Origin of the sequence: Streptomyces lydicus, from assembly GCF_001729485.1 — a bacterium.
Taxonomy (GTDB): Bacteria; Actinomycetota; Actinomycetes; order Streptomycetales; family Streptomycetaceae; genus Streptomyces; species Streptomyces lydicus_D.
The window spans coordinates 1,000,953-1,021,060 of the sequence record NZ_CP017157.1 but is presented as its reverse complement, the minus strand read 5'-3'; the positions used below and the strand labels follow the sequence as shown (position 1 = coordinate 1,021,060).

The window sequence follows — 20,108 nt, the reverse complement described above, 5'->3', positions numbered from 1 at the left end:
GTGGAGGAGTGCCGGTGGCTCCGACGCCCGCCACCCCACAAGAGGCGGCCCGGCCCCAGGAGGTTGCCCCGGCGCGCCCCGGCAGGCCACTCCCGGCGGCGCTGCGCGGGGCCCTGCGACGGCTCGGCGCCCCCTGGCTGGCCGCGGTGCTGTCGATGGGGGCGTACTGCCTGGCGCTGGCCCTGCACGGCAGCTACCCGCTGGGGCCGCGGTCACGCGCCGTCAACGACCTCGGCAACCAGTTCGTGCCGTTCCACGCCCGGCTGTGGGACCTGCTGCACGGCACCGCGAACGGCGACCTGTACTTCAACTGGAGCAGCGGGTACGGAGTTCCCTTCCTCGCGGACTTCTTCACGTATCTGATGAACCCGTTCTCCTGGCTGGTCGGGCTCTTCCCGCGCGCGCTGGCCGACTTCCCGGTGTTCCTGGTCACGCTGCTGAGCATCGGGCTGGGCGCCGCCCTGATGACCGTGCTCCTGGGGCTGCTGCACCCCGGCTCCGGGTGGCTGCGGGCGCTGCTGGCGGTGGGGTACGGGCTGTGCGGCTGGGTGCTGAACGACGGTTTCGCCGACCCGATGTGGATGTGGGGGCTGGTCGCGCTGCCGCTGGTCGGGATCGCGGCGGACTGGTGCGTGCGCCGCACCCGCTGGGTGGCCGGCACCCTCCTGGTCGCCCTCGCCTGGGCGGGCAACTTCTACACGGCGGCGATGGCGACGCTGGCGACGGCGCTGGTGCTCGGCGTGCGGCTGCTGACCGCCCCGCCGGGCGCCCGGGGCGACCGGCTGCGGGCGGCGGGCCGGGCCGCGGCCATGGCGGCCGTCGGCATCGCGCTGACCGCACCGGTGCTGACCGTCAGCCTGCTGGCCAGCCGGGCGGCGCAGCCGGCGCCCGAGGCCCTCTACCGCCACCGGCCGCCACCGCTCTACCAGTTGGCGCAGCTGCTGCCCGGCGGGCACGGCCTGTCGCCCGCCCCCAACATCTTCATCGGCGTCCCCGGCCTGCTGCTGGTCGCCGCCTTCCCGTTCGTGCGCGCGGTGCCGCCGCGGGTACGCGTCGGCTGGTACGCGCTGGCCGCGGGGGTCGCCGTGTCGTTCGTGTGGCAGCCGACGGTCCTGCTGTGGCACGGCCTCGCGCTGCCCAACGGCAGCCCGTACCGCGCCGCCTTCGTGCTCAGCGGGATCCTGGTGATGATCTCCTGGCTGGCGCTGGCGCACCGCCCGCGGCCGCGCGAGCTGGCCGCGGGCGCCGGGCTGGTGGCGCTGCTGGCCCTGCTGTGCCGCGACCAGGGGGCGGTCTCGACGGCGACCTGGGTGCTGGTGGCCGGCGGGGGCGCCGCGACGCTGGCGGCGCTGACCGCGCTGACGGCGCGGTCCGGTGCGCGCACCGACCGCACCCGGACCGCGGTCACCGCCGCGCTGACCGGCACGGTGCTGCTCGGCTCGGCGTACACGGCGTTCTCGGTGACCGCGGCGCGCGACCGGATCGCGTGGTTCCGGCCCAAGACCACGCTGACCCCGGCGTCGCTGGCCGTCCGGGCCGGGCTCGCCGGGCGCGCCGACTGGCCGCACTCGCGCACCGATCCCGGCCCGCACGAGTTCGCCAACAACGATCCGCTGCTGCTGGGCGGCGAGGGCGGCTCGTACTACAGCAGCTACGTACCGGCCGTCACCGCCCGCACCCTGCAGGCGCTGGGCGCGGGCTGGTACATGCGGGGCCGTCACACGCTCAGCTTCGAGGACCCGGTGGGCCGGGCGGTGATGGGCGTGGGCAGCTACCTGTCGGCGGCGCACGGCCGGCTCACCGCCTACCGGGCGCCGCACGCCCCGCTGCTGACGGTCCGCGACGGGCCGCCGCCCGCCGCGGGCGGCGAGCCGTCCACCGTATTCGCCCGGCAGGAGCGGCTGCTGGGGGCGGCCGTCTACGAGGTGCCGCGCCTGACGCCCGGCGGGGGCCCGGTCCCGCTGCCGGTCCGCGGCGGGTGGCTGCTGCCGCCCGCGCCGCTGCCCGCCGCGGGCCGGCAGGTGGCGGGCCCGGACACCGCGGGGACCGTCTTCACCGCGCGGTGCGCCCCGGGCGGTGTCGTGGTGTGGTCCGCCCCGTGGTTCGCCGGGCGGGTCGGCGGGCCGGGCGGGCACGTCGAGGGGGCCGGGAAGTACGACATCACCGCGGGCGCGGCGGGCGAGCTGGGCCGGGTGCCGGCCGACGGCCGGGTCACCGTGCGCGTGCACGGGCAGGGCTGGCAGGTGGTGCCCGAACACGCGGTGGGCTGTCTGTCGCCGCGCCGGCTCGCCGCGGCGGTCGGTGCCCTGCGCGGGCCGCGCACGCTGACCGTCGACGGGCACCGGCTGACGGCGCGGCTCCCCCGGGGCGCCGCCGGCCGCGCGGTGCTGGCGGTGCCGGCGGTGACCGGGTGGAGCTGCGCGGTGGACGGCGGCCCTGCCAGGGCGCCGGAGTCGGACGGCGGGCTGCTGGCCGTCCCGCTCGGCGGGGGCGCCGGGCGGTTGTCGTGTGCGTACGTCCCGCCGGGTCTGCGACCGGGGCTGGCGGTGAGCGGTGCGGCCGGGCTGGTCCTCGCCGCGGTCGCGTTCGGGGGACGCCTGCGGGGCCGCTCACGGCTCCGCCCCAGCAAGGAGGCCCGGGCATGAAGCTCTCCGTCGTCGTCCCCTGCTACAACGAAGAGGCCGTGGTGACCCGCTTCGACGCGGCGCTCCGCGCGGTCCTGGAGCGCCTCGGCGTCGCCTACGAGGTGTGCTACGTGGACGACGGCAGCGGCGACGGCACCCTGGCCCGGCTGCGCGGCCTGGTCCAGCGACACCGGGCCACCACCCGCTACCTCTCCTTCAGCCGCAACTTCGGCAAGGAGCCCGCCATGCTGGCCGGGCTCCGGGCGGCCACCGGCGACGCGGTGATCCTGATGGACGCCGATCTGCAGCATCCGCCCGAGCTCATCGAGCGGATGCTCGACCTCTACCAGCTCGGCCACGACCAGGTCGTCGCCAAGCGCGACCGGGCCGGCGACCGGCGGCTGCGGACCGCGCTCAGCCGGCTCTACTACCGCGCCGTCAACACCTGGGTCGACGTGGAACTCACCGACGGGGTGGGCGACTTCCGGCTGCTGTCCCGCAAGGCCGTGGACGCGCTGCTGTCGCTGCCGGAGTACAACCGGTTCTCCAAGGGCCTGTTCTCCTGGATCGGCTTCGACACCGTCACCTTCGACTACCGCAACGCCGCCCGGGGCGCCGGCGAGACCAAGTGGCGGTTCGGCTCGCTGGTGAACTACGGCATCGACGGGATGCTGTCGTTCAACTGCCGGCCGCTGCGGCTGGCGATCTACGCCGGTCTGGGCCTGGCCGCGCTCGCCACCGTCTACACCCTGTGGATCATCGGCGCGGCGGTCGTCGGCGGGGTGACGGCCCCCGGGTATGTGACGCTGGTGGCCATCATCGTGGGCCTGGGCGGGCTGCAGATGGTGATGCTGGGACTGATCGGCGAGTACATCGGCCGGATCTACTACGAGACCAAGCGGCGGCCGCACTTCCTGCTCAAGGAGACCGACGGGCCGCCCCCCGCGCCCGAGCCGGCGGACGTCACCGCCGGCTCGCAGGCCCGCTGATGCCCGCCCGCCCCTCGGCCGCGTCCTGGGGCCAGATGGTGCGGTTCGCCGCCGTCGGCGGGGTCAACACCCTGACGTTCTACGCCTGTTACCTGCCGCTGCACCGGCTGCTGCCGTACTTCGCGGCGTACACCGCCGCCTTCCTGATCAGCCTGGTCTGCTCGTTCCTCCTCAACACCTACTTCACCTACCGCACCCGTCCGACGTGGAAGAAGTTCCTGCTCTTCCCGCTGACGCAGGTCACCAACTACGTCGTGCAGAGCGTGGGGCTGGTGGCGCTGGTGAGCTGGCTGGGGATGAACAGCACGGTGGCGCCGCTGGTCGCGGCGGGCTTCGCCATCCCGTTCACCTATGTCGTCTCCCGGCGGATCCTGCGCCCGGCGGCCTCCGCGTGACCCTGCCAGGGCCGGAACAGCGCGCCCTGCCCGACCGAGGTCTGCCGGCTGGTGTACAGCCTGCCGTCGGTGCCCAGCACGGCCACCACGGCGCGCCCCACCGCGTCCTGGGCGACCCCGGCCGCCGCCGAGTGCGGCACCCGGCCGGTCTGCCAGGGCTTGGGCGCGTCCTGGGCCATCGCCATCCGCACGTCGCCGGCGTCGTCGCGGGCCGCGAGCACCATCCGGTCGCCGCTGCCGACCGGCGCCGCCGCCACCCGGCCGTGCCCGCCGACGGGCGCGCACTGCGCCGAGAGGCGCCAGCCGCCGATCAGCCGCTGCCGCTCGGCGAGCAGCACCTGCGCGGTGACCGAGCGGCGGTAGGCGACCCGGACCGCGCCGCCGGCCAGCGGCACGACGCTGACCGGGCCGCCCGGCTGCGGCAGGCCCGTGGCGGCGGCCGGCCGCGGCAGCTCGCCGGGCTCCTTGGACACCCAGTGGTGCACGGTCCCGGTGCTCGGCGCGACCAGGTGGATCAGCCCGTCGGAGTCGACGCAGGCGTCCAGCCCGTCGACGACCTGCGGTGACGCCTTCAGCGTGCCGACGGGCCCCTCCAGCCGCTCCCACAGCGACCAGTAGGCGCCGCCGGGCCCGCTGCGGTGGGCGATGCTGCCGTCCCAGGTCCGTACGAAGACGTGCACCGTGCCGTCCGGGGTGGCCACCGCCGCGGGGAAGCCGATCTCCAGCGAGCGGACCGGGTCGGCGTCGGGTGAGCCCAGCGACTCCCAGCGCGGGAAGAGCGGCCGGCCGTCGCCGTCGGTGCCCCGCTGCGCGGCGGTCACCAGCTCCCGGCGGTGCGCGGCGTTGCGGCCGGGCAGCACGGTGCGGGCGGCGAACAGCTGCAGTGCGCCGTCGGGGCGGCGCACCACGTGGATCTGCCCCTGCAGCAGTTCCCCGCCGACCGGGGCCGGCCCGCCGAAGGTGCCGCTGCCCGGCCGGGTCTCGGTCCAGCAGTACGCCGTGCCGCCCAGCACCGCGAAGGCGGCGAGCCGGCCGTCGGCGGCGGGCCGGATCCAGGCGTTGGAGCCGGGTGCGCGCAGCCGGGTGGAGCGGGTCCAGCTGCCGGAGGCCCCGTACAGCGCCGTGCCGCCCACCTTGCGGTCGCCGCAGCCGGCCGGGTCGGCGCAGCGGCGGTGGTCGGCCCAGCCGTACACCGACAGCAGGCCGGCCTTGCGGCGGGCGGTGGACAGGTCGACGTCGTTGGGCAGCACTCCGGACTCGTAGCCGAGGTAGTGCTCCACGACGGCCGGGCGGTAGCGGGTGCTGCCCTGGTGGGCGGCCAGCGCGGCCTGGGCGAAGTAGGCGGAGGCGGTGTGGTCCTGGTGGTCGTAGTAGCGCAGGCCGGTGAGCCGCGGGTCGCGGTCGGGGCTGGCCGGGGGGCGTTTGCGGGAGTGCGTCGCGTTGGGGTCCAGGGTCCGTACGACGGTGGGGCGGACCCGGTCGAGCACCGCGACCAGGGTGTGGGTGAGCTGGTCGCGGGTGTAGTGGTACTGCCGCCGTACGGGGGTGCCGGCGGGGCGCAGGGTGGGCAGCGTGTCGGTGGCGCCGAGCCACAGGCCGCGCAGGCTGACGGCGCGGGCCTGCCAGACGGCCCGGGACTCCACGAGCTCCAGGAAGATCAGCTGGTGGTGCGGGGCGGCGCGGAGGGTGTGCAGCTCCGCCTCGAAGCCGGGCAGCAGGGAGATCACCGACACGTCCCAGGGCGCGGCCGGGTCGCCGGTGGCCATCACGGCGTGCGCGGCGCGCAGCCCGTTGGTGCGTGCGCGGGCGAAGGCGGGCCGGTTGCGGGGCACGCCGGCGGGGTCGGTGGCCCGTCTGCTGACGTTGTGGCCGTCGGCCTCGCCGCCGGTGAGGCAGACCGTGACCGAGCGGGCGCCGCCGCGGATGGACTGCTCCAGTTCGGGGTTCATGAAGTACAGGCCGTCGTCGGCGTGCGCGATGACCTGGAGGAAGGACTGGTCGGCGGGGTCCACCAAGGGCCTTCTTCCGCCGCTGGGTTCGGCCGTCCGGGGGAGCTGCTGGGCGCGCCACGCGTAGATGCCGACGCCGGCGGTCGCGGCCAGCACTCCCCCGCCGGCGGCCTGGAGCAGCCGGCGGCGGGAAGGGCCGGGCGGGCGGCGGGAGTCGTCGGGCGGAGGCGCGGGTGACACCCCCTCAGTATTCGGTGATCGACCGGATCCCGCTCGTCCGAAAGTTCAGTACTTGACCACATCCGTGATGAGCGCCACAGAACTTTCAGGTTACGAACAACAACCTTTTCGGGTGAACAGCGGTCAGAAGGCAGACAATGCAAAGACCCCTTTGGGGCTTTTTTGCGTTCTGCACTCAGATCGTCACGAGGAGTTAGCACCACATGGCCGAGACAGTCCTCGACGCCGTACCACGCTTCAGCATCATCGTCCCCGTGTTCAGAGTGCAGGGCTTCCTGCGCGAGTGCATGGACTCGGTGCTGGAGCAGGACTACGCGGACTTCGAGCTCATCGCCGTCGATGACTGCTCGCCCGACCGCAGCGGCGCCATCCTGGACGAGTACGCCGCCCGCGACGACCGGGTGCAGGTCCTGCACCTCCCCGAGAACGTCGGCCTGGGCCTGGCCCGCAACGCCGGCCTGGAGAAGGTCCGCGGCGAGTACGTCCTCTTCCTCGACAGCGACGACACCCTCGTACCCGGCGCGCTCACCGCACTCTCCGACCGGCTGGTGGCCACCGACAGCCCGGAGATCCTGATCTTCGACTACGCCCGGACCTACTGGGACGGCTCCGCCCGGCGCAACGCGCTCGCCGAGCTGCTCGACGAGTCCGGCGCGCCCTCCTTCACCCTCGCCGAGCGCCCCGAGATCCTCGACCTGCTGCAGATCGTCTGGAACAAGGCGTACCGCCGCGACTTCATCGAGGAGCACGGCTTCACCTTCCCGGTCGGCTACTACGAGGACGCCCCCTGGACGTTCTGCACGCTGATCACCGCCGGGTCCATAGCCGTCCTCGACCGGGTCTGTCTGCACTACCGCCAGCGCCGGCAGGGCGGCAACATCCTGCGCACCACCAGCCGCAAGCACTTCGACGTCTTCGACCAGTACGAGCGGGTCTTCGACTACCTCGACGCGCACCCCGAGCTGTCGCGCTGGCGCCCGCACATGTTCCGCAAGATGATCGACCACTACCTGACGGTGCTGGACAAGCCGGGCCGGCTGCCGGCCAACGCGCAGGCCGAGTTCTTCCACCGCGCCGCCCACGACTACCGCACCCGGATTCCGGTCGGCTTCGTCCGCCCCGCCGGCATGGCCGGCGGCAAGTACGCGCTGCTCGCCAAGGACGCCTACCCGGCGCTGGCCGGCCTCAAGGTCGCCGGCAAGGTGCAGCGCACCGTGCGCAAGCACGCCACCAAGAGGGTCAAGCAGGCCAAGAAGAAGGCCATGGACCTGCGCTACCAGGCGCTGCTGCGCCAGCCGCTGGACGAGAACCTCGCGGTCTACTCCGCGTACTGGAACCGGCTGCCGGCCTGCAACCCGCTGGCGGTCTACGAGAAGGCCAAGGAGCTGGCCCCGCACGTGCACGGCGTGTGGGTGGTCAAGCAGCAGCTGGCCGACTCCGGCGCGATCCCGGCCGGCATCGACCACGTCGTGCTGAACTCGCCGCGCTACTGGGAGGTGATGGCCCGCGCCAAGTACCTCGTCAACAACGTCAACTTCGCCGACGGGGTGGTCAAGCGCGAGGGCCAGATACACCTGCAGACCCACCACGGCACCCCGCTGAAGTCGATGGGCACCGACCAGAAGCGCTACCCGGCCGCCGCCAAGGGCATGAGCTTCCGCAAGCTGCTGGCCCGCGCCGACCGCTGGGACTTCTCGCTCTCCTCCAACCAGCACACCACCGAGCAGTGGGAGCGCGTCTACCCCTGCAACTTCGAGTCGGTGGACGCCGGTTACCCCCGTAACGACGTCTACTACCGGGCGGGCGCCCAGGACGTCCTGGACATCCGCGAGCGCCTCGGCATCGCCCCCGGCAAGACCGCGGTCCTCTACGCCCCGACGATGCGCGACTACCAGGTCGGCTACGTCCCGCGGCTCGACCTGGAGAAGATCTCCCGCGAGCTGGGCGAGGACTTCGTCCTGCTGGTGCGCACCCACTACTTCTACGACCAGGACCCGGGCCTGCAGGAACTCCAGGAGCGCGGCGCGCTGATCGACGTCTCCGGCCACCCGGTCGTCGAGGAGCTGTGCCTGGCCGCCGACGCCCTGGTCACCGACTACTCGTCGATCATGTTCGACTACGCCAACCTCGACCGGCCGATCATCAACTACGCCGACGACTGGGACACCTACGTCCGCTCCCGCGGCGTCACCTTCGACCTGCTCTCGGGCAAGCCCGGCGACACCCCCGGCGTGATCGCCACCACCGAGGACGAGCTGATCGAGGCGTTCCGCAGCGGCCGCTGGGACGACGAGAAGGCCACCGGGCTGCGCGCCGCGTTCCGCGCCCGGTTCTGCCAGTGGGACGACGGCCACGCCGCCGAGCGGGTGGTGCGCCGGGTCCTCCTCGGCGAGGAAATGCTCCCCGAGCCGCTCCCGCAGGACGAGCGGACCGTGGCCCCGTCCCCGCGCGCCGCGGCCGCCGACGCCGGCCTGATCAAGCTGCCGTCCCCGCGCACCGCGGCCGACGACACCCCGTCCACGGACACCCCGGAATCCTCCGGCATCGAACTGGCCGGCTGACCCCGCACCTCACGGACATACACCGCCCCCGGCCTCCTGGCCGGGGGCGGTTCCATGACGGGGGGCTCCACAACGGAGGCCCGGCCGGGGGGCGGTTTCCGGCTGGGGGTGGTTCCGCGACGGGGCTGTCCCGGCCGGAGAACGACCGCCCCGGCCGGGAACGACCGCGCGCCGGCCGCAGCAGGCCCCTCCCACACGCCGCGACCAGACCCGCCCGGACCGAGACCAGGCCCCCTCGCGCCGACAAACGACCACCCGCCGGGACCGGACCGCAGCAGGCCCCTCTCACGCCGGGACCGGGCGGCGCCGGGGCCGAGACCAGGGCCCCTCGCAGCGACAACGACCACGCGCCGGACCGGACGCGGGAGGCCCCAGTCACGCCAAAACCAGGCCCCCTCGCGCCGGGACCAGGCCCGCCTCGCGCCGACAACGACCACGCGCCGGAACCGGACCGCAGCAGGCCCTCCCACGCCGCGACCATGTCCCCTCACGCCGGGACCGGGCGGCGCCGAGGAGGGTGCCTTCCCTCACGCCCGGGCCCCTGCGCGCCGCCACCCCCGGCCACCCCGCACGCAGCGGCCCGCTCCGCGCATACGGCCCACTCCGCACACACCGGCCCACCCCGCCCCCGGGAATACCGCCCCCACCCCGCCTCGTTGAGGCTCCGCAGGGGGCCCGTCCACCCCGTACGGGATCCGTTCGACCCCGCCCTAAGGGCCCGGGCCCGCTCAGCGCACACGGCTCCACGGGCCCGCCACCGAGGGACCGGACAAGGCGCGGCGCCCCCAGAAGCTCGCCACCGAGGGACAGGCCAAGACGCGGCGCCCCCAGAGGCCCGCCTCCGACGGCCCGCCTCACGGCTCCTCGCTCACTCCGCCCCGAGGGCCGCCGTCACCGAGGCTGCCAGCGCGTCGAGGTAGCCCTTGGGCAGCGCGTCGCGGACGACCAGCAGCCGCCAGTACAGCGGCCCGGTCAGCAGGTCCAGCGCGAGGCGGGTGTCCACGTCCGCCGGCAGCTCGCCGCGCTCCACCGCACGGGCCACCACCGCGGCCGCCACACCCTCCTGGCTGTCGTGCAGCGCCGTCCGCAGCGCCTGCGCCAGCTCCGGGCTGCGGGCCGCCTCCGCGAGCAGGTCCGGGATGATCTGCGAGGCCATCGGGTGCCGCAGCGCCCGCGACGCGACCTCCAGCAGCATCCGCACGTCGCCGCGCAGCGACCCGGTGTCGGGCGCGGGCAGCCCCGCGGCCGCCACCGCGGACACCACGTCCAGCACGAGGTGCAGCTTGGAACGCCACCGCCGGTAGACGGCGGTCTTGCCCACCCCCGCCCGGCGCGCGATGCCCTCGATCGACATCCGGGCGAAGCCCACCGCGGCCAGCTCCTCGAAGACCGCGGCGCGGATCGCCTCGGTCTTGTCCTCGCGTAGTACGGCGGCGCCCGCCGGGGTCCGGCGCGCCGCCGCGGGGTCGCTCCCGCTGCCGTCTTTTGCCATGGCTTGAGCCTACCGTCACGACGCTACGGTTGCGTTTCGACGTGAGCTCCCTTTAGTGTCGGCGTCGCGACGATACGGACCCGTCCCGTCGTCGGTCCGTTCCTGCGGCCCCCGTACGCAAGCGAAAGCGGCCCCCATGCCCCAGACCCTCACTCCGCCGGCGCAGGCGCCCGCCCGGGCACCCCGCCCCGGTACGGCACCCGACCCCGAGCTGCGCGCGCTGGCCGAACGCCACGGCCTCACGGTGAGCGGCGCCCGCCCCTCGCTCGGCGAGTACACCCGCCAGCTGTGGCACCGCCGGCACTTCATCACCTCCTTCGCCACCGCCAAGCTCACCGCGATGTACACCACCGCCAAGCTCGGCCAGCTGTGGCAGGTGATCACCCCGCTGCTCAACGCCGGCGTCTACTACTTGATCTTCGGCGTGCTGATCGGCACGAGGAAGGGCGTCCCGGACTACATCCCGTTCCTGGTGACCGGCGTCTTCGTCTTCACCTTCCTGCAGAACTCGGTGATGACCGGGACCCGGGCGATCTCCGGCAACCTGGGCCTGGTGCGGGCACTGCACTTCCCGCGCGCCTGCCTGCCGATCTCGTTCTGCCTGGCCCAGCTCCAGCAACTGCTGTACTCCATGGGCGTACTGGTGGTCATCCTGCTCTGCTTCGGGCAGGTGCCGACGTGGTCCTGGCTGCTGGTGCTGCCGGCGCTGACGCTGCAGTTCGTGTTCAACACCGGGCTGGCGATGGTCATGGCGCGGCTCGGCGCGCGGACCCCGGACCTGGCACAGCTGATGCCCTTCGTCATGCGGACCTGGATGTACGCGTCCGGCGTGATGTTCAGCATCAACGTGATCCTCCAGGGCAAGCACCTCCCGCAGATCGTGGTGGTCCTGCTGAACGGCAACCCGGCCGCGGTGTACATCGACCTGATGCGCTTCGCGCTGATCGACAGCTTCACGCACAAGCAACTGCCGCCGCACGTATGGGCGTTCGCCGGCGGATGGGCCCTGCTGGCCGGCATCGCCGGCTTCGTGTACTTCTGGAAGGCCGAGGAGCGGTACGGACGTGGCTGAGCTTCTGACGGAACGACACGACGACATCCGGCCGGCGCAGACCGCCGACGCCCGGATCCCGACGGTGATCGCGGACGACCTGCACATCGTCTACCGCGTCTACGGCACCGGTGCGGGCCGGGGCAGTGCCACCGCGGCGCTGAACCGGATCATCCGCCGCAAGCCGTCCACCGGCGTGCGCGAGGTGCACGCGGTCAAGGGCGTGTCCTTCACCGCCTACCGCGGCGAGTCCATCGGCCTGATCGGCTCCAACGGCTCGGGCAAGTCCACGCTGCTCAAGGCGGTGGCCGGGCTGCTGCCCGCCGAGCGCGGCAAGGTCTACACCCACGGCCAGCCCTCGCTGCTGGGCGTCAACGCGGCCCTGATGAACGACCTGACCGGCGAGAAGAACGTCGTCCTCGGCGGTCTGGCCATGGGCATGTCGCGTGAGCAGATCCGCGAGCGCTACGACGGCATCGTCGACTTCTCCGGCATCAACGAGAAGGGCGACTTCATCTCGCTGCCGATGCGCACCTACTCCTCCGGCATGGCCGCCCGGCTGCGGTTCTCCATCGCCGCGGCCAAGGACCACGACGTGCTGATGATCGACGAGGCCCTGGCCACCGGCGACCGGGCCTTCCAGAAGCGCTCCGAGGCCCGCATCCGCGAGCTGCGCAAGGAAGCCGGCACGGTCTTCCTGGTCAGCCACAACAACAAGTCCATCCGCGACACCTGCGACCGCGTGCTGTGGCTGGAACGCGGCGAACTGCTGATGGACGGCCCCACCGACGAGGTCATCGAGGCATACGAGAGGGAGACGGGCAAGTAGCCCCTCCCCCGTCGGCAGCCCGGCAGAGCCCGGCGCCGGGGGCACGCGCCAACGGGGACGGCCCCGGAAGCATCGCTTCCGGGGCCGTCCGCCGTGTGGCGCGGGTCAGCTGTGCGACCGCAGCAGCGTCCGCATGGTCCGCATGGCCACGGAGAGGTTCGCGAGGTCGAAGCCCTCCGAACCGTGGATCTCCTCCAGCGTCGCCCGGGCCCGGCTCAGGATCGCCGCGTTGGCCTCTTCCCATGCCTTGAACCGCTGCTCCGGCGTCGAGGAGCCGTTGCCCACCGACAGCACCTCCGCGGTCAGCGCCGCGTGCGCCGCGAAGAGGTCCTCGCGGATCGAGGCGCGGGCCATCGACTGCCAGCGGTCGTTGCGCGGCAGCTCCAGGATGCGGTCGAGGAGCTGGTTGATCCGCAGCCGGTCACCCAGGTCGTAGTAGACCTCGGCGACCTCCAGCGGCTCCTTGCCCATCCGGTCCGCGACGGCGACGATGTCCAGCGCCGGGAAGGCCGAGGAGAAGCCGGACACCTGGACGGCCAGCGGCTCGGGCACGCCCGCGCCGGTGAGCTCCTCCAGGATCGTCTGGAACCACTCCAGGTCGCTGCCCTGCAGCAGCTTCGGCAGCTGCGACCAGACCTGCCCGACCCGCTCGGCGAAGAACTCGATGGTCTCCGACAGCTCCAGCGGCTGCGGGCGGTTGTTGAGCAGCCAGCGCGTGCCGCGCTCGACGAGCCGGCGCGAGTGCAGCCGGATGCGGGTCTGGACGTCGGCGGCGACGATGTTGTCGAGCGCCTCGACGTCGTCCCAGACCTGGTTGAGACCGAAGATCGCGCGGGCCGCGGTGTGCGCCCTGACGACCTCTTCGAGGGAGGCTCCGGTCTCCTCCCGCATCCGGTGCAGGAAGCTCGTCCCACCGGTGTTGACGGTGTCGTTGACCAGCACCGTCGTGATGATCTCGCGGCGCAGCGCGTGCCCGTCGACCTGCTCGGCGAAACGGTCGTGCAGCGCCGACGGGAAGTAGGCGTGCAGCAGCCGTTCGAGGTAGCGGTCGTCCGGCAGCTGGGTCTGGATCAGCGACTCGGAGACGGTGATCTTGGTGTACGCCAGGAGCACCGCGGTCTCGGGCTGGGTCAGGCCGCGGCCGGCGTTCAGCCGTTCACGGATCTGCCGGTCGGTGGGCAGGAACTCCAGCGCCCGGTCGAGGTCGCCGTCGCGCACCAGGCGGCGCATGAAGCGCTGCTGGGCGTGGAGCATGCTGGAGGACTGGGCCTGTGCCAGGGCCAGTGCGGTGTTCTGCGCGTAGTTGTTGCGCAGCACCAGCGCGCCGACCTCGTCGGTCATCTCGGCCAGCAGCTTGTTGCGCTGCTTGACGGTCATGTCGCCGTTGGCCACGACGGAGTTGAGCAGGATCTTGATGTTGACCTCGTGGTCGGAGGTGTCCACACCGGCGCTGTTGTCGATCGCGTCGGTGTTGATCTTCCCGCCGGCCGTGGCGAACTCGATCCGGCCCAGCTGGGTCAGGCCGAGGTTGCCGCCCTCGCCGACGACCTTGACCCGCAGGTCCTCGCCGTTGACCCGGATGGCGTCGTTGGCTTTGTCGCCCACGTCGGCGTGCGACTCCGCCGAGGACTTCACGTACGTGCCGATGCCGCCGTTCCACAGCAGGTCGACGGGGGCCCTGAGGATGACCCGCATCAGGTCGGCGGGGGTCATCTTCTTCACCCCGGCCTCGATGCCGAGGGCGGCCCGCACCTGCGCGTTGATCGGGATGGACTTGGCCGAGCGCGGGTGGATGCCGCCGCCCTGCGAGAGCAGCTCGGTGTTGTAGTCCGCCCAGGACGACCGGGGCAGCTCGAACAGCCGGCGGCGCTCGGCGTAGGAGGTGGCCGCGTCCGGGTTGGGGTCGATGAAGATGTGCCGGTGGTCGAAGGCGGCGACCAGGCGGATGTGCTCGCTGAGCAGCATGCCGTTGCCGAAGACGTCGCCGGACATGTCGCCGACGCCGACGACCGTGAAGTCCTCGGTCTGGGTGTCGTGCCCGAGCTCGCGGAAGTGCCGCTTGACGGACTCCCAGGCGCCGCGGGCGGTGATGCCCATGCCCTTGTGGTCGTATCCGGCGCTGCCGCCGGAGGCGAAGGCGTCACCGAGCCAGAAGCCGTACGACTCGGCGACCTCGTTGGCGATGTCCGAGAACGTCGCGGTGCCCTTGTCGGCGGCGACGACCAGGTAGGTGTCGTCCTCGTCGTGGCGGACGACGTTCTTCGGGGGGACGACCTCGCCACCGACGAGGTTGTCGGTGATGTCCAGCAGACCCGAGATGAAGGTCTTGTACGAGGCGATGCCCTCGGCGAGCCAGGCGTCGCGGTCCAGCGACGGGTCCGGCAGCTGCTTGCCGACGAAGCCGCCCTTGGCGCCGACCGGCACGATGACGGTGTTCTTGACCATCTGCGCCTTGACCAGGCCGAGGATCTCCGTACGGAAGTCCTCCCGGCGGTCCGACCAGCGCAGACCACCGCGCGCGACCTTGCCGAAGCGCAGGTGGACGCCCTCGACGCGGGGCGAGTACACCCAGATCTCGTACGCCGGGCGGGGCGCCGGCAGGTCGGGGATGGCCTGCGGGTCCAGCTTGAGGGAGAGGTAGCTGTGCGGCTCGCCGTTGGCGGCCCGCTGGTAGTGGTTGGTGCGCAGGGTCGCCTTGATGACGGTGAGGAAGGCCCGCAGGATCCGGTCCTCGTCGAGGGACGCGACCTGGTCCAGGGCGCCGTCCAGCTCCTCCAGCAGCCCGTCCGTCAGCTCGGTGCCCGCGCTCTGGCGCTCGGGGGACATCCGGGCCTCGAACAGCGAGACCAGCAGCCGGGTGGTGTGGACGTTGTTGGAGAGGGTGTCCTCCATGTACGTCTGGCTGAACGTCGACCCGGCCTGCCGCAGGTACTTGGCGTAGGCCCGCAGCACCATCGCCTGGCGCCAGTTGAGGCCGGCCCGCAGCACCAGCGTGTTGAAGTTGTCGCTCTCGGCGGCGCCGGTCCACACGGCCGTGAAGGCTTCCTGGAACCGTTCGCGGGCGTCGTCGCCCTTGACCTGCTCCGGCATCCGCAGGCCGAAGTCGTAGACCCAGGCGAGGGAGGAGTCGGCGCAGCGCAGCTCGTGCGGCCGCTCGTCGATGACCTCGACGCCCAGCTTGTTCAGGCCGGGCAGTACCCGCGACAGCGAGACCGGCTCGCCCCTGCGGTAGATCTTGAAGCGGCGCTCCCCGGGGGCCGCGCCGACCGGCTCGTAGAGGCTGACCGAGAAGTCCTTGCCGGGCTCCTCGGTGAGCTTCTCCAGGTGCTGGAGGTCGGCGACCGCGCTGCGCGGGCTGTTGTCGGCCTTGTAGCCCTCCGGGAAGGCGTGGCCGTAGCGGCGCAGCAGCTCGGCCGCGCGCTCCTCGCCGACCTCGGCGATCAGCGCCTCGGAGAAGCCGTCGGCCCAGGAGCGGGCGGCCTCGACCAGCCGGCTCTCGATGCGGTCGGCGTCCGCGTCGGTGAGGTCGGGCAGGGTCGCGCCGGGCTCCACGCGGATGACGAAGTGCAGCCGGGAGAGGACCGACTCTGTGTTCCAGGCGGTGAAGTCGACGCTGGTGCCGCCGAGCTCCTCCTTGAGGATGTCGATCAGGCGCAGCCGGACGGCGGTGGTGTAGCGGTCGCGCGGGAGGTAGACCAGCGCGGAGTAGTAGCGGCCGTATTCGTCCTGGCGGAGGAACAGGCGCAGCCGGCGGCGCTCCTGGAGGTACAGCACGCTGGTGGCGATGGACCGCAGCTCGTCGACGGGCGTCTGGAAGAGCTCGTCGCGGGGGTAGGTCTCCAGGATCTGCAGCAGGTCGCGGCCGTCGTGGCTGTCGGGGCTGAAGCCCGCGCCCTCCAGGACCTCGGCGACCTTGCGGCGGATGACCGGCACCCGGCGCACCGACTCGGTGTACGCGGCGGACGAGAACAGGCCCAGGAAGCGCCGCTCCCCGATGACGTTGCCCTGCTCGTCGAACTTCTTGACGCCGACGTAGTCGAGGTACGAGGGGCGGTGGACGGTGGCGCGGCTGTTGGCCTTGGTCAGGATGAGCAGCTTGTGCTCGCGGGCCTTGGCGCGGGCGTCGGCGGGCAGCCGGTTGAAGGACGGCGAGACGGGGTGGCCGGAGTCGCTCTCGCGGTGCGGCGGGTCGGACCGCAGGATGCCCAGTCCGGTGCCCGGCACGGCGGTCAGCACGTCCTCCTGGGTGCCGCCCTCACCGGGCGCGGAGGCCAGCTCGTACTCGCGGTAGCCGAGGAAGGTGAAGTGGTCGTCGGACAGCCACCGCAGCAGCTCCTGGGCCTCCTCGACCTCCATCTCGCGCAGGTCGTCGGCGAGCGGCTCGGAGGGCAGCTCGTCGCCGATGCGCAGGGCGGCACCGCGCATCTTGTCCCAGTCCTCGACGGCCTCGCGCACGTCGGACAGCACCCGCAGCAGATCGGCGGTGATCTGGTGGAGGTCCTCGCGGTCGGTCTCGCGATCGGTCTCGACGTGGATCCAGGACTCGGTCACCGCGTCGTGCGGCAGCTCGGCGGCCTTCTTCCGGGCGCCGTTGCCGCGGGCGTCCCCGTTGCAGTCGAGGACCTCGATGAGCTTGCCGGTGACGTCACGGCGGACGGTCACCTGCGGGTGGATGACCAGGTGGATGCCGCGGCCCTGGCGGGAGAGCTCGTTGGTGACCGAGTCGACCAGGAAGGGCATGTCGTCGGTGACGACCTCGACGACGGAGTGGCTGCTGGTCCAGCCGTTCTCCTCGACGGTCGGCGTGTGCACCCGGACGTTCGCGGTGCCCTGCGGACGCGTCTCCGCGAGCCGGTAGTGCGAGAGCGCGGCGCCGAAGACGTCGACCGGGTCGCGGTCGATCAGGTCCTCGGGGGCGGTGTGCAGGTAGTAGCGCTGGAGGTATCCCGTGAGGGTGTCCGGGTCGAGGCCGCGTACCGGGTGCTTGCCTCCGGCCTGGCTGCTTTCAACGACCCGGGCGGCCCTGGCGAGCAGCTCGGTCTTGGCTTCGTCCAGCTTGGTCTGCATGTCCTCTGGCTCCTGTCGCGCGCCGTTGCGTGACGTTGTGGAAGAACTGTGTGGAAGCCGCACAACGCCGTCGCGACGCGGGGTGTCCTGTCGCTGTCGACGCTATGCCGCGTGGGGAGAAGGCCGCTTCGTTATCGACAAACTTTGACAAGGTCGACATGGAGTGTTGGCCGCAACGACCAGCGACCGCCCGGTCACGGTGGTGCCCCGGGCGCACGGCAGGGGCTTCGATGCCCCCGCGGGTTATCGCGCTGATCACGGTGCAAGGCTATCGCTCCCCTCACGGGTGCCGTCATGGGCCGTGTGCGTACAAAACCTCGACGCGAACTTAGACCTTCTGGACAACGTCGCACCGGGGTGGCGTATGCGTGCCCCGGGAACGGTCACCCGCCGGAGCGCACAGCCGAACAGCAGGTCGCAGCGCCGGCCGCCCGGCGGTGCGCCGCCGGGCCCGCACGAGCCTCCGCTACGCCATGAGGGCGCCCGCCAGCTCGACCGCCTCCGCGAGGGTGTCCACCACCGGCACGCCCGGCAGCGCGGCGGCCTCCAGGCTGGCGCGGCTGTGCGACCCGCCCGTGTAGAGCACCGCACGGGCGCCGACGTCCCGCGCGGCGACCGCGTCGTCCGCCGCGTCGCCGATCACGACCGTACGGCCGGGGTCGACCCGCTCCAGCGCCGCCAGGTGCCGCACCATCTGCGCGCTCTTCGTACCCCCGGACGGCCCGGTACGCCCCTCCACCAGGACGAACCGCGACTCGATCCCGAAGCCGCGGACGAGCGGTATCAGCTCGTCGTGGCCGAACATGCTGAGGATCGACTGGCTGCCGCCGGCCGTCTGCCACGCCTCCAGGAGCAGGTCCACGCCCTCGGCCAGGCCGCAGCGCAGCCGGTGCTCGCTGTAGTGCCGGTGGAACGCCTCGTCCATCACCAGCCACTCCGCCTCCGACGGGAGCCGTCCCATCAGCCGCTCGTAGAACCGCGGAATCGGCACGCAGTACAGCTCCCGGTACGTCTCCAGGGTGATCGGCGCCAGCCCGATCTCCTCGAAGGCGGAGTTGGTCGCCCCGATGACGGCGTCGATGTCGTGGAAGAGGGTGCCGTTCCAGTCCCAGACGATGTGTGTGGCGTGCTTCTCCATGCGGTTCCCCAGCTCGATCCCCGTGCGCGCGACGCGCCCTGCCCCATGCACAGAACGTACCCGCCGCCACTGACAACGCAGCCTGACCGGCGGCACCGGCCGTGCACCGGACGGCGCCTCACCCGATCAGTGCGGGAATCTCCTGCACGCCGAACCACATGAGGTCGTGGTCCTCGGCACCGTCCACGGTGAACTGCGCGTCGTCGTCGCCCAGGTCCGCCGCGCCGAGCGCCGCCGCGGCCGCCGCGACGTCCGCCTCCGCGTCCTCGGCGTCGACGTGCACCGCCGCGGCCTTCGACAGCGGCACCGGCCCGGCGACCCGCACCTCGCCGAGCGCCGACTGGTCGAGCCCGGCGTCCGGGTCGGCGACCGCCGCGCCGTCCGCCACGTCCACGGCCACCACCACCCGGCGCCGCGCGACCTGCGGGTTCCCGGCGAGCATCCGCAGTGACGCCTGGGCCGCGCGGTTGAGCGCCGCGTACTCCAGCTCCTCGATGTCGTCCGAGACGTACCACTCGCGCAGCGCGGGTGTGACCGCGTACGCGGTCAGGGGGCCGGGGCCCAGCTCACCGTTCTTGTGCGCCTCCGCGAGACCGGAGAGGGTCAGGGGGACATAGACGCGCATGGCAGCCGCTTCCGCTCGATTGGCTCAACTCTGACGATCGTCCAGCCAGCATACGGGCGTGCGTCCCCCATCGTGCCGCCCCGGGGCCGTCCCCCCGGCCCCCGTCGCCCCCTTCCGCACCCCGTCCCCGCGGCTCCATCACGGCCCCGCGCCACGGACGGGTGAATTCCGCCGCCCCCGCCGGCCGGCCCGTCCGCGCCTTGCCGCCGCCGTGGCGCCGCCGGTACCAAGTTCCCCACCACAAAAGCTACCGCCCAGTAATTCTGGGCCCGGCACCACGGGGGCGATCACACATGACCGGCGACAACCCGGCACCGGCCGGCGCCACGCGCACCACGACCGGCTCCGACGACACCACGCCCCGGGACGGCAACCGGTCCCCCGCCGCGCCCCCGGCGCAGCCACCCGCCACCCGGGCGGCGCTCCCCGCGCCCCGGCCCCCTCGGCCGGCGCCGGCCACCCGGCCCGCGCCGTCCCGCACCGCGGCCCTCCCCCGCCCCCGTACGGGCCCCACGGGCCCCGCGACGGCGCCTGCCGCCCTCCCCCGGCCCCGGCGGTCCCCCGGCGCCGGCCGCCGCCCCTTGGGCCCCGCCGGCAGCGGCCCGCGGACCACCGGCCCCGCCCTCCCGACCGTCGGCGCGCAACGCCGGGCCAGGGAGAGCCGGCCGCACCTGTGGTTCGCGCACCAGCTGGTGCTCACGCTCAGCGGCCAGCGGCCCGTCCACGCGCTGCTGGGGCACGCGCTGCCCGCCGCCTACGACCGGCTGGCGGAGCTGGCCCCGCAGGCGCCGCTGCGCCCCCTCCTCGCACCGGGCCACCGCGCCCCGGTCCCGGCCCTGCGGGAGTGCGGGCTGTGCCGGCCCCGGCGCGGCGTCATCGAGGCGTTCGCCCGCATCGCCACCGGCGAACGGCTGCGGGCACTCGCCTTCCGGCTGGAGCTGGGCGCCGACTCCCGCTGGCGCTGCGCCGCCCTCGACATCGGCCCGGCCCCGGCCGCCCGGCCCTCGACGCCCTGACCGGCCGCCGCGACACCCCGCCCCCGTGACCGGCGCACGCAAAGGCGCCCCGGCCGCTTTCCGGCCGGGGCGCCCCGGGTCACGCGGCGCCGGTATCCCTACCGGCGCCCCCTCACCCCTGCTCGCTCACTT

12 protein-coding genes are annotated in these 20,108 nt (G+C 73.1%); 7 read left to right on the top strand and 5 right to left on the bottom strand.

Annotated elements, in window-relative coordinates; translation table 11 throughout:
* Positions 1–14 precede the first annotated feature (14 nt).
* The 3 genes from SL103_RS04405 to SL103_RS04395 are packed head-to-tail and all read left to right on the top strand — an operon-like array spanning position 15 to position 4,008.
* On the top strand, positions 15–2,645 hold the full coding sequence (locus SL103_RS04405) for a YfhO family protein (protein WP_079145561.1): 2,631 nt from the start codon (positions 15–17) through the stop codon (positions 2,643–2,645).
* A complete protein-coding gene (locus tag SL103_RS04400) occupies positions 2,642–3,613 on the top strand; it encodes a glycosyltransferase family 2 protein (protein WP_069567462.1) in 972 nt (323 codons plus the stop codon). The genes SL103_RS04405 and SL103_RS04400 overlap by 4 nt, the downstream gene beginning before the upstream one ends.
* Complete coding sequence (locus SL103_RS04395) at positions 3,613–4,008, top strand: GtrA family protein (RefSeq protein WP_069567461.1); 396 nt, start codon at positions 3,613–3,615, stop codon at positions 4,006–4,008. Before SL103_RS04400 ends, SL103_RS04395 begins: the two co-directional genes overlap by 1 nt.
* Here SL103_RS04395 and SL103_RS04390 read toward each other — a convergent pair.
* A complete protein-coding gene (locus SL103_RS04390; RefSeq protein WP_069567460.1) occupies positions 3,963–6,197 on the bottom strand; it encodes a PIG-L family deacetylase in 2,235 nt (744 codons plus the stop codon). The genes SL103_RS04395 and SL103_RS04390 overlap by 46 nt on opposite strands.
* Positions 6,198–6,400: 203 nt before the next feature.
* On the opposite strand from SL103_RS04390, the gene SL103_RS04385 reads away from it, so the two are divergent.
* Entirely contained in the window at positions 6,401–8,758 is a 2,358-nt protein-coding gene (locus SL103_RS04385) for a bifunctional glycosyltransferase/CDP-glycerol:glycerophosphate glycerophosphotransferase (protein WP_069567459.1), read from the top strand.
* Between the two features lie 868 nt (positions 8,759–9,626).
* Here the strand turns inward: SL103_RS04385 and SL103_RS04380 are convergent.
* Complete coding sequence (locus tag SL103_RS04380; RefSeq protein WP_069567458.1) at positions 9,627–10,250, bottom strand: TetR/AcrR family transcriptional regulator; 624 nt, start codon at positions 10,248–10,250, stop codon at positions 9,627–9,629.
* Between the two features lie 136 nt (positions 10,251–10,386).
* Here SL103_RS04380 and SL103_RS04375 point away from each other — a divergent pair, with 136 nt between their 5' ends.
* Together SL103_RS04375 and SL103_RS04370 are read left to right on the top strand one after the other, a co-directional pair.
* Positions 10,387–11,322: an ABC transporter permease gene (locus tag SL103_RS04375; RefSeq protein ID WP_069567457.1), complete on the top strand. Its 936-nt coding sequence runs from the start codon at positions 10,387–10,389 to the stop codon at positions 11,320–11,322.
* Positions 11,315–12,130 carry an ABC transporter ATP-binding protein gene (locus SL103_RS04370; RefSeq protein WP_279631133.1) on the top strand — a complete coding sequence of 272 codons (816 nt, stop codon included), beginning with the start codon at positions 11,315–11,317 and terminating at the stop codon, positions 12,128–12,130. Before SL103_RS04375 ends, SL103_RS04370 begins: the two co-directional genes overlap by 8 nt.
* 105 nt (positions 12,131–12,235) lie before the next feature.
* Here SL103_RS04370 and SL103_RS04365 read toward each other — a convergent pair whose 3' ends face one another.
* The 3 genes from SL103_RS04365 to SL103_RS04355 all read right to left on the bottom strand — a co-directional run bounded on the left by SL103_RS04365 (position 12,236) and on the right by SL103_RS04355 (position 18,960).
* Complete coding sequence (locus tag SL103_RS04365) at positions 12,236–17,197, bottom strand: NAD-glutamate dehydrogenase (protein ID WP_069567456.1); 4,962 nt, start codon at positions 17,195–17,197, stop codon at positions 12,236–12,238.
* A gap of 466 nt (positions 17,198–17,663) precedes the next feature.
* A complete protein-coding gene (locus SL103_RS04360; protein ID WP_069567455.1) occupies positions 17,664–18,335 on the bottom strand; it encodes an HAD family hydrolase in 672 nt (223 codons plus the stop codon).
* A 118-nt stretch (positions 18,336–18,453) separates the two neighbouring features.
* Positions 18,454–18,960 carry a DUF6912 family protein gene (locus tag SL103_RS04355; RefSeq protein ID WP_069567454.1) on the bottom strand — a complete coding sequence of 169 codons (507 nt, stop codon included), beginning with the start codon at positions 18,958–18,960 and terminating at the stop codon, positions 18,454–18,456.
* Positions 18,961–19,253: 293 nt separating this feature from the next.
* Here SL103_RS04355 and SL103_RS38525 point away from each other — a divergent pair, with 293 nt between their 5' ends.
* Positions 19,254–19,976: an Rv3235 family protein gene (locus tag SL103_RS38525; protein ID WP_244303836.1), complete on the top strand. Its 723-nt coding sequence runs from the start codon at positions 19,254–19,256 to the stop codon at positions 19,974–19,976.
* Positions 19,977–20,108 lie beyond the last annotated feature (132 nt).

Bases quoted from the DNA above. Each gene is read 5' to 3' on its own strand.
- SL103_RS04400 (WP_069567462.1), top strand. From the start codon at position 2,642: ATGAAGCTCTCCGTCGTCGTCCCCTGCTACAACGAAGAGGCCGTGGTG.
- SL103_RS04395 (WP_069567461.1), top strand. From the start codon at position 3,613: ATGCCCGCCCGCCCCTCGGCCGCGTCCTGGGGCCAGATGGTGCGGTTC.
- SL103_RS04385 (WP_069567459.1), top strand. From the start codon at position 6,401: ATGGCCGAGACAGTCCTCGACGCCGTACCACGCTTCAGCATCATCGTC.
- SL103_RS04380 (WP_069567458.1), bottom strand. From the start codon at position 10,250: ATGGCAAAAGACGGCAGCGGGAGCGACCCCGCGGCGGCGCGCCGGACC.
- SL103_RS04375 (WP_069567457.1), top strand. From the start codon at position 10,387: ATGCCCCAGACCCTCACTCCGCCGGCGCAGGCGCCCGCCCGGGCACCC.
- SL103_RS04365 (WP_069567456.1), bottom strand. From the start codon at position 17,197: ATGCAGACCAAGCTGGACGAAGCCAAGACCGAGCTGCTCGCCAGGGCC.
- SL103_RS04360 (WP_069567455.1), bottom strand. From the start codon at position 18,335: ATGGAGAAGCACGCCACACACATCGTCTGGGACTGGAACGGCACCCTC.
- SL103_RS04355 (WP_069567454.1), bottom strand. From the start codon at position 18,960: ATGCGCGTCTATGTCCCCCTGACCCTCTCCGGTCTCGCGGAGGCGCAC.
- SL103_RS38525 (WP_244303836.1), top strand. From the start codon at position 19,254: ATGACCGGCGACAACCCGGCACCGGCCGGCGCCACGCGCACCACGACC.